At 50.3% G+C, this 3,650-nt stretch carries 3 protein-coding genes; all 3 read right to left on the reverse strand.

Annotated elements, in window-relative coordinates; translation table 11 throughout:
* Nucleotides 1-178 precede the first annotated feature (178 nt).
* Nucleotides 179-910, reverse strand: coding sequence for a rhamnogalacturonan acetylesterase (locus tag PHP98_11920; GenBank protein MDD5484335.1), 732 nt, complete (start codon nucleotides 908-910; stop codon nucleotides 179-181).
* 52 nt (nucleotides 911-962) lie between these two features.
* Nucleotides 963-1,751 carry a hypothetical protein gene (locus tag PHP98_11925; protein ID MDD5484336.1) on the reverse strand — a complete coding sequence of 263 codons (789 nt, stop codon included), beginning with the start codon at nucleotides 1,749-1,751 and terminating at the stop codon, nucleotides 963-965.
* A gap of 207 nt (nucleotides 1,752-1,958) precedes the next feature.
* Nucleotides 1,959-2,918, reverse strand: coding sequence for a metallophosphoesterase (locus PHP98_11930; protein ID MDD5484337.1), 960 nt, complete (start codon nucleotides 2,916-2,918; stop codon nucleotides 1,959-1,961).
* Between the last annotated feature and the right edge of the window lie 732 nt (nucleotides 2,919-3,650).

The raw sequence follows: 3,650 nt of genomic DNA on the forward strand, positions 1-3,650 counted from the left end.
GCGGTTATAGAAAATACGTTTTATAATCAGCCGCTCAATGGAAATCGCGTTGTCGCGGACAAAATCAAAAAACAGCGCCGTATGCCGCGGGATGGTCCAGGGATTGTCGGGCGTGGCTATAGGCGGACGGGAAAAGTTATGCGCCCCGATAATCGTATGACTCGGCGCGTTGCATAAATCATTTCAAATGTTTTTTCAGGTCCGAATCAGATTTTTTCAGTTCTTCCACTATGAGTTCGGCCATTTTTTCCGCGCCGGCCTTTGAAAAATGCGTTCGGTCGCCCTTGTCATTGGCCATATATTTACACTTTTCCTCGCCCTGTTCCCGAAGGAGTTTTCCGCTGGAAGCATGGAGGTCCAGGCAGGGAAGCCCTTTTTCTTTGGCCACGTCCTTCATCGCATCCGCATAAGGTTTCAAGATGTCGGCAAGTTCTCCGTTCTTAAAAGTGCGCCGGTGCATGGGGGTGACGAAAATCATCTTGGCGCCGGCCGCCTGCGCTTCGTCGGCAAACTTTCCCAGGTTGTCCTTGTAATCGGTGGCGGCATCAGTGGCTTCAGGCTTTGTTTTGGCGTGGGAATCGTTATGTCCGAACTGTACGAGTATATAGTCGGGTTTTGAATCCATTAATTTTTTCCAGTCGCCTTTTTCCCGGAATGTTTTGGTGCTCCTGCCGCTGAGAGCGAAATTTTTGATAACGACATTGTCCTTGAAATATTTATCCAGAACCTGTCCCCACCCCGCTAACCGTTCTATCTTGTACGAAGCCACCGTCGAGTCCCCGGCGATGGATATTTTTATTTCCATTTCTTTATTTTCCGCGAGACAAAAAGGCGTTAGCGCGCCCGCCGCAAGGACACACACAACCGCCGCCATGATTTTTGTTTCCATAAAAACACCGCTTTCTGCCATTGCTATATATTACCCGAATATTGCACGAATTTCGTGCAATATTCGGGTAATATTATTCAAATCCAATGAAAAATGCAATATTGCTCTCTTTCAGCGCCCTCTTCTGTTCGTCGGTCAAGATAGCTTTCATCTTTGTCTCGTAGAGGCAGCGGTTGGCCACCGCATAATCCGGAGCGGCATCCCCCGTGAACACATCCGCCGCCGCGCAGATTTTTTCCAATTCCTGCATCTGTTTTCCATCCAACCCCGCGCCAAGCGCATTCAGCAAGGCATTCAGGCAATAGGCCGACAGAACCGGGTCGTTTTCCAGTTGTTCCTTCGTGCAGGGATAGCCCCTGATCGCCGCAACCTGTTCAAGCACGGGAATGGAATCGTTTAAGGCGGACTGGCCCGTATCGGCGTCTCTATTGCTGGCGGCGGCAAGCACAAAACGCATCCAGCCTTGCCAGTCAATCCGGGATAATTGAGCTTCCTGGGCGGGATTGCCGAATTTAATTATTGCGCCGGTTGTGGAAGGCATGGGGGACTCTTTGGAAGCCGACGTTGAACCGGCGACTTCGCTCTTAGAAGGGGGAGGAGGAGAAACCTTTTCGGTTTCATGATATACGGGGGGCGGCGGAGGCGCGGCTGTCCCGGCTTCCCGTTGCGCTTCGTCCAGTTGAAGCTTTAATCCGTCTATCTCGGCCTTCCAGCCGGACATTTCATCCCGCAACTGATCACACTCAGCCTTGAGCAGTTTTAATTCCTGCGTTTGCCGGATGTAAGGGATGCTCAGCAAAACAATTGCAATGCAAACTGAACCCGCCGCCCAACCGAACCTGATCCATCCTTCGTTTTTCACGCATTTTCCTTTCGCTTCAATCCAATTCTGGAATCCAACCCCGAATTATATCGTTCAAGCGTGATGCCTGATGGCGCAGCCCCGGCCCGCCGGCGCTGGGCACACAAACCGCGTGCGGGGGGAGAGGCGTAACGAATCCTCCCCCCGCCGCATTAATAATTCCCCAGCAAGAAATTTTTATTTACCTTTCTTTCCCTCCGCAAGCGGTCAATCAACATCAACGGTATGCTGGGTGTACGTTATCGGCGAGCCGCCATTGTTGACCGATACCCATCTGACCGTACAGGTCGTATCGCTCGATTCCAACCCCCGCACATCATACCATGTTTCATCCGTCACTCGGGAAGTATAGATCAGGGTCCCGAAAATCCACCAACCGTCAATAACATCCTGTGTCCAGTTGCAATGGATGTGGCCGGCATAGTTGGCGCTTATGTAGGATTTGTAGTTCTTGGTAAAGTTTTTGATCGTGTTCAGGTCGGCGTCCGAAAAAAGATACTGGTCGGCGGTTTGTATGCCGGTTCGGAACATGCCGATATGCGTCATAACCATTATGTTTTCTTTTTTTGGTTTGGCGCAAGCGGCGATGTTATTCGTGAACCACGGCCATGAACCGCCGGTAAAATCATGCAAATCGCCGTATTCAACGCCCGCCGTCCGTGACACGAAATCGGCGCAAATGGCATGGCAATATTTGTAATCAAACGAAAAATTCTGAAGATATTTTCCGTTTACCGGCAGTGCGGCCTTTGTCCAGTTGGAAAGAATACCGGATAGATAAGAATATTGCGCGCCGAATGTATTTGCGAACTCAAGATCGCATCCGGACGTAGCTTCATTATCGCCTATTATGGGTATATACGGAATACCCGCAAGGTTCAACTGGTCAAGAATCCCCTTGGCCACCGCCATGTTGCGATTAGTCGCAGGTCCGCCCCAGGCAATATCGCCGACTACAAACGCCAGTTCTATGTCGTCATTTGTCTTGTTGGCGATTATCCAGTTTACCGCTGTCTGCAGTTTAGTTGTATGGGCGGCCGTCCCGTCAATGTGCGGATCGGCAATCACCGCAAACGAGAATGTTTCCCCGTATCCGTCGGGAACAACCGCGCACAAACCCAGCAGGCCTGCCGCAAGAATGCATAGCCTTCCTACAATTTGTTTCATGGCTTGTCCTTCCTTTTACGTTTGCGACACTGTGGTCGCTTTTTGATCCGGTTTGTTTTTTTACCACAAACGCCATCGCCGGATTTTTCGATGGACATCGTTTCAACGAGGTTTCAATCAGCAACGGTCAAGATGCCAGCCAAAATCGGTTTGCATCCACACATTCATGAAACACTGCGTTAGCAAGCCAAACACATGGCAATAGCTGACGACAAAAGGAAGCAACAAAAGCCACACGACTGTTAGCAAATTACACAATTGTGCGCAAAACGGGAAGAAATCGCTGTTTAACCGACGCGGCCATGCATCCACTGCAATCGGTATAAAAGAGGAGTAACATATTGTAAGTATACGAAAGATGAGCCGGAATGTCAAGCGCTGGTTGAAAATATTTTTGGGGCCGAATTGCGCTTAATTTTGGGAATAGGTCTTGCCGCAGAAAAGCGCAAAATTCAGTATCCGAACCCCTGTTCGGCGATTTATGTTTTATTGTCCGGAATCGCCGCATGGGGATGCGGCTCCTTTCATGATCAAATCCGGTTGCCGCTTCCGCGGCCCGGTTTGGCTGAATTTTGCCGCGCCGGGGCGGTTCGCGGCGGGGCCCGGCAGGGCTGTGTTACCCGTGGTGGTAACACAGGCTGAATCAAGAAGATAGAAAATAAAACTGGACAATCCGGAATCTGTCTGCTATTGCTTTCCGGCATGAATACAAACACTTGGAAGCAGTATGCA

The organism is Kiritimatiellia bacterium, assembly GCA_028715905.1.
Lineage (GTDB): Bacteria > Verrucomicrobiota > Kiritimatiellia > JAAZAB01 > JAAZAB01 > JAQUQV01.

Excerpts from the sequence above, each read along its gene's own strand:
- PHP98_11920 (MDD5484335.1), bottom strand. The coding sequence starts at position 910 with ATGGCAGAAAGCGGTGTTTTTATGGAAACAAAAATCATGGCGGCGGTT.
- PHP98_11930 (MDD5484337.1), bottom strand. The coding sequence starts at position 2,918 with ATGAAACAAATTGTAGGAAGGCTATGCATTCTTGCGGCAGGCCTGCTG.